Raw genomic sequence first — 4,260 nt, forward strand, 5'->3', positions numbered from 1 at the left:
GATATTGCCACGCTCGCGTGATTTTCGCTGAATGTGGGTTCGAAAACAGATCGTATATCCGCGAAAGCCGCTGCTCAATACTGCATCCATAGCACTGGCCGTCTCGATTCATCGGCAATTCTCTGGAATACTGGATCGCGCTTTTCGAGAATGCTCGCCATGCAATCGCCTCGCGAAATCTTGACTCATCTCTGGACCTCGGTCGGCGGCGATCCTGCTGCGCTTGAGTCGGTCACATTGACCGGAGAAGAGCCGCAATTGCCGTCCTCGTTCCGCCTCGCAGCCGCGGCCCAGGCTAGCATCAGCGCCGCGGGGCTGGCGGCGGCGCAGATTTGGCAGCTGCGCAGTGGCCAAACGCAGCACCTCACCATCGATATGCGTCATGCTGTCGTCGAATGCCGCAGCGAGCGCTATTTGCGCGTGGACGGCAAGCCGCCTCCGCCAGCCTGGGACGCCATTGCAGGCATCTATACAACGCGCGATCAGCGGTTCGTGCGGCTGCACACTAATTTTCCACATCACCGCGCCGCGGTTTGCAAGGTGCTGAACTGCAAGCCGGAACGCGAGCAGGTTCAGTCCGCGCTGATGCAATGGGACGCCGAGGCGTTCGAGAGCGCGGCCTACGCCGCGGGCGGTGTCGTCGCGATGATGCGCTCTTTCGATGAATGGTCTGAGCTGCCGCAGGCAAAGGCGGTCGCCGCCTTGCCGACGATTTCGATCGAAAAAATCGGCGACGCCGCGCCAAAGCCATGGCCCGCGGGTGACCGCCCGCTCGCCGGCATTCGCGTCCTTGATCTGTCTCGGGTGATTGCCGGCCCGGTTGCGGGCCGAACGCTCGCCGTCCACGGTGCCGATGTGTTGTTGGTTTCCGGCCCCGAACTGCCGGCAATTCCATGGCTCACGATTGATACCGGGCGCGGCAAACTGACGAGCTTTGTTGAGCTCAAGAGCGAACAGGGGCAGGCGACGCTCCGGGATCTTCTCGCCCAAGCCGATATCTTCTCACAGGGATATCGGCCGCATGCGCTGGCAGCGCTTGGTTTCTCGGCCCAGGACGCCGCGCGCATCAGTCCGGGAATCATCTACGTGTCGCTATCTGCCTACGGCCATGAGGGACCGTGGGCGGACCGACGCGGGTTCGATTCCCTCGTTCAGACAGCGACCGGCTTCAACCACGCCGAAGGCGAGGCCGCGGGGGTAACTGGACCCAAGGAGTTGCCGGCGCAAATGCTCGATCATGCCACCGGCCATCTGATGGCGTTCGGAGCGATGATGGCGAAGGCTCGCCAATCGCGCGAAGGCGGCAGCTGGCACGTTCGGGTCTCTCTGGCGCAGACCGGGCGATGGCTGTGGAATTTCGGCCGCGTCGCCGACGGGTTGAAAACGGAGGACTTGAAGGGCGAAACGGTCGCTTCTTTCGTGGAGGAGGAGCCCTCCGGATTCGGTCCGCTTCGAGCGGTCAGCCATTCGGCTGTGCTGTCGAAGACGCCGGCGTATTGGGCGCGTCCGGCGATGCCGCTCGGCAGTCATCCGGCGCAATGGCCGGCGCGCGGCTGAACCGGACCAGAATTCCGGCCATCGAAAAAGTCGGCCCTCTATCGAAAATTTAGCCTCAAAGACCGCGCCGATGGCGTTTTTAGGTTGTTCGAAACGGGAAATCGGCACTATTAGCGCTGCGATGCGGCAGTTGTTGCCGGAATCGTCGGCGAAGTGACTGGAGTCCATGCTTCCTAATTTAGACCAGCGATTGCAAAAGCTTAAACGGCAACGGCTGGCCACAGGGGCGGGGCTTCTGGTGCTTGCGGGCGCCGTGCTCTACGGGCTTATGCATGCGGGCGGGAGCCCGCATGGAGCTTCTGACCTGTCGAGCCAGTCGCGAAAGGGCCTCCAGCGCTACACTCCGACCGCAGCCGAATGGGCGAGCTTGACGGTCGAGACCGTGAGCGAGCATGCCTTCCGCTCCGAGACCGTGACCGAAGGCAAAGTCGCGGTCGATGAGGATCGCTCGACCCCGGTATTTTCACCCTATGCGGGGCGGGTCACGAAGCTGTTGGTCCGGCCGGGCGACAGCGTTGCGCAAGGCCAGCCACTGTTTGTTATCGAGGCGGCCGATACTGTCCAGGCGCAGAATGATTTTATCACTGCCATGACCGCGCTCAACAAGGCGAGGTCGGCCCTCGACCTTGCGCAGATACAGGACAAGCGCGCCAAGGACCTGTTTGAGGGCAAGGCCGTTCCGCTAAAGGATTATCAGCAGACGCAGGCAACTTTGATTCAGGCGCAGAATGATTTGCGCTCGTCTCAAACGGCGCTGGAGGCGGCGCGCAACAAGCTGCGAATCCTCGGCCTCACCGACGAGGCCATCTCAACCTTCCAGGAGAAGGGCAGCATCAATCCGAATACAACGATCTTCTCGCCGATTGCCGGCACGGTGGTGCAACGGAAGGTCGGCCCCGGCCAATATGTAAACTCGGGGTCCAGCGATCCTGTGTTCGTGATCGGTGACCTCTCGACCGTATGGCTAACCGCCTTTGTTCGCGAAAGCGATGCTTCGAAAGTCTCGGTCGGACAGGAGATCGCTATCAACGTTCTGGCGCTGCCGGGCCGGACATTGACCGGACACATCAACTATGTCGCCGCGGCAATCGATCCCGCCACACGCCGGCTGCTGGTCCGCGCCACCCTCGACAATAAGGACGGTCTGTTGAAGCCGGAGATGTTTGCCAATGTGACCATATATTCCGCCGGCGATCATCCAGCGGTCGGCGTACCCAAGCAGGCGCTAATCTATGAAAGTAATCAGGTTCGAGTCTGGGTCGCGCATGAAGACAAGTCCATCGAACTGCGTCAGATCAAGACCGGGCTGACCAATGGCGATCTGGTCGAGGTCGAAGGCAATTTGAGGCCCGGCGAGCGGATCGTTACGAAGGGTAGCCTGTTCATCGATCGCGCGGCATCCGGAAGCTAACCCAACCCTCCATTGAAAGCTTCGATCTGAATGGATCGCCTTGTCGCCATTGCCGTCACCCGGCGCTATCTGATGGTGGGCCTGCTCGCCGTCGTCATGGCCGGCGGCTTGATTGCGTTCAGGCAGCTCAATATTGAAGCCTATCCCGATCCGACTCCGCCGATGGTCGACGTCGTGACCCAAAGTCCGGGATTGTCCTCTGAAGAGATCGAACGTTACATCACGATCCCGATCGAGACCCAGGTCGCGGGGATCAAGAACCTGCGCACCATCCGGACAATTTCACTGTACGGATTGTCCGACGTCAAATTGCAATTCTCGTTCGACTATACCTATGACGAGGCGCTGCAACAGGTGTTGAACCGGCTGTCGCAACTTGCGCCATTACCGGGCAACGTGCAGCCGGGAATTTCGCCGCTCAGCGCAATCGGCGAAATCTACCGTTACCGTTTGGTCGGGCCGCCGAACTATAGCGTGCTCGACCTGAAAACGCTGCAGGACTGGGTGCTGCAACGCCGCTTCCGAGCAGTACCCGGCGTGATCGATGTCACGGGTTGGGGAGGCAAGACCAAGACTTACGAATTGCAGGTCGACTTCAACAAGCTGGTGGCTAATGGGCTCACGCTGCCGCAATTGCTGCAGGCGGTCGGCAATTCCAACATCAACGTCGGCGGAAATACAGTCGATATCGGCAGTCAATCGGCCGTGGTGCGCGGCGTCGGCCTGATTCGGTCGATCGATGATCTTGCCAACACGATGGTATCGCAGAGCGGCGGCAACCCGGTGCTGGTGAAAGATATCGCGAAGGTCACCGTCGGCGAGAAGCCGCGGCTTGGCATCGCCGGACTCGATCAGGACGACGACATCGTCCAGGGTATCGTGTTGATGCGACGGGGCGAGCAGAGTTCGCCCACGATCGCGCGCGTCGAGCAATTAGTGGCGTCGATTAACGGTTCGAGCATCCTGCCGCCGGGCGTGCAAATCGAGCGCATCTACGACCGCAAAGATCTCATCGACATCACGACCGCAACCGTGCTGCACAACATGGTGCTGGGCATTCTTCTGATTGTGCTGCTGCAGTGGGCCTTCCTCGGCGATCTCAGAAGCGCGCTGATCGTAGGCGCCACCATTCCATTCGCGCTGTTTTTCGCCGTTATCATTCTGGTCCTACGCGGCGAATCCGCCAATCTGTTATCAGTCGGCGCTATCGATTTCGGACTGATCGTGGACGCCACCGTGATTATGGTGGAAGCAATCTTCCGGCGCCTTTCGCAAACCACAGAGCTTTCCGA

General features: G+C 60.4%; 3 protein-coding genes. All 3 read left to right on the forward strand.

The window, feature by feature from the left end; translation table 11 throughout:
* The first annotated feature begins 159 nt into the window (after window positions 1–159).
* Complete coding sequence (locus VJV58_RS18930; RefSeq protein WP_324138897.1) at window positions 160–1,557, forward strand: CoA transferase; 1,398 nt, start codon at window positions 160–162, stop codon at window positions 1,555–1,557.
* A 166-nt stretch (window positions 1,558–1,723) separates the two neighbouring features.
* Entirely contained in the window at window positions 1,724–2,968 is a 1,245-nt protein-coding gene (locus VJV58_RS18935; protein ID WP_324138898.1) for an efflux RND transporter periplasmic adaptor subunit, read from the forward strand.
* A gap of 30 nt (window positions 2,969–2,998) precedes the next feature.
* Window positions 2,999–4,260, forward strand: a 1,262-nt coding sequence (locus tag VJV58_RS18940) for an efflux RND transporter permease subunit (protein ID WP_324138899.1), incomplete at its 3' end; no start/stop codon positions are given.

This window comes from Bradyrhizobium sp., from assembly GCF_035273305.1.
Classification (GTDB): Bacteria; Pseudomonadota; Alphaproteobacteria; order Rhizobiales; family Xanthobacteraceae; genus Bradyrhizobium.

What these genes read in the sequence shown, in the direction of transcription:
- VJV58_RS18930 (WP_324138897.1), top strand. Translation starts at nt 160, where the DNA reads ATGCAATCGCCTCGCGAAATCTTGACTCATCTCTGGACCTCGGTCGGC.
- VJV58_RS18935 (WP_324138898.1), top strand. Translation starts at nt 1,724, where the DNA reads ATGCTTCCTAATTTAGACCAGCGATTGCAAAAGCTTAAACGGCAACGG.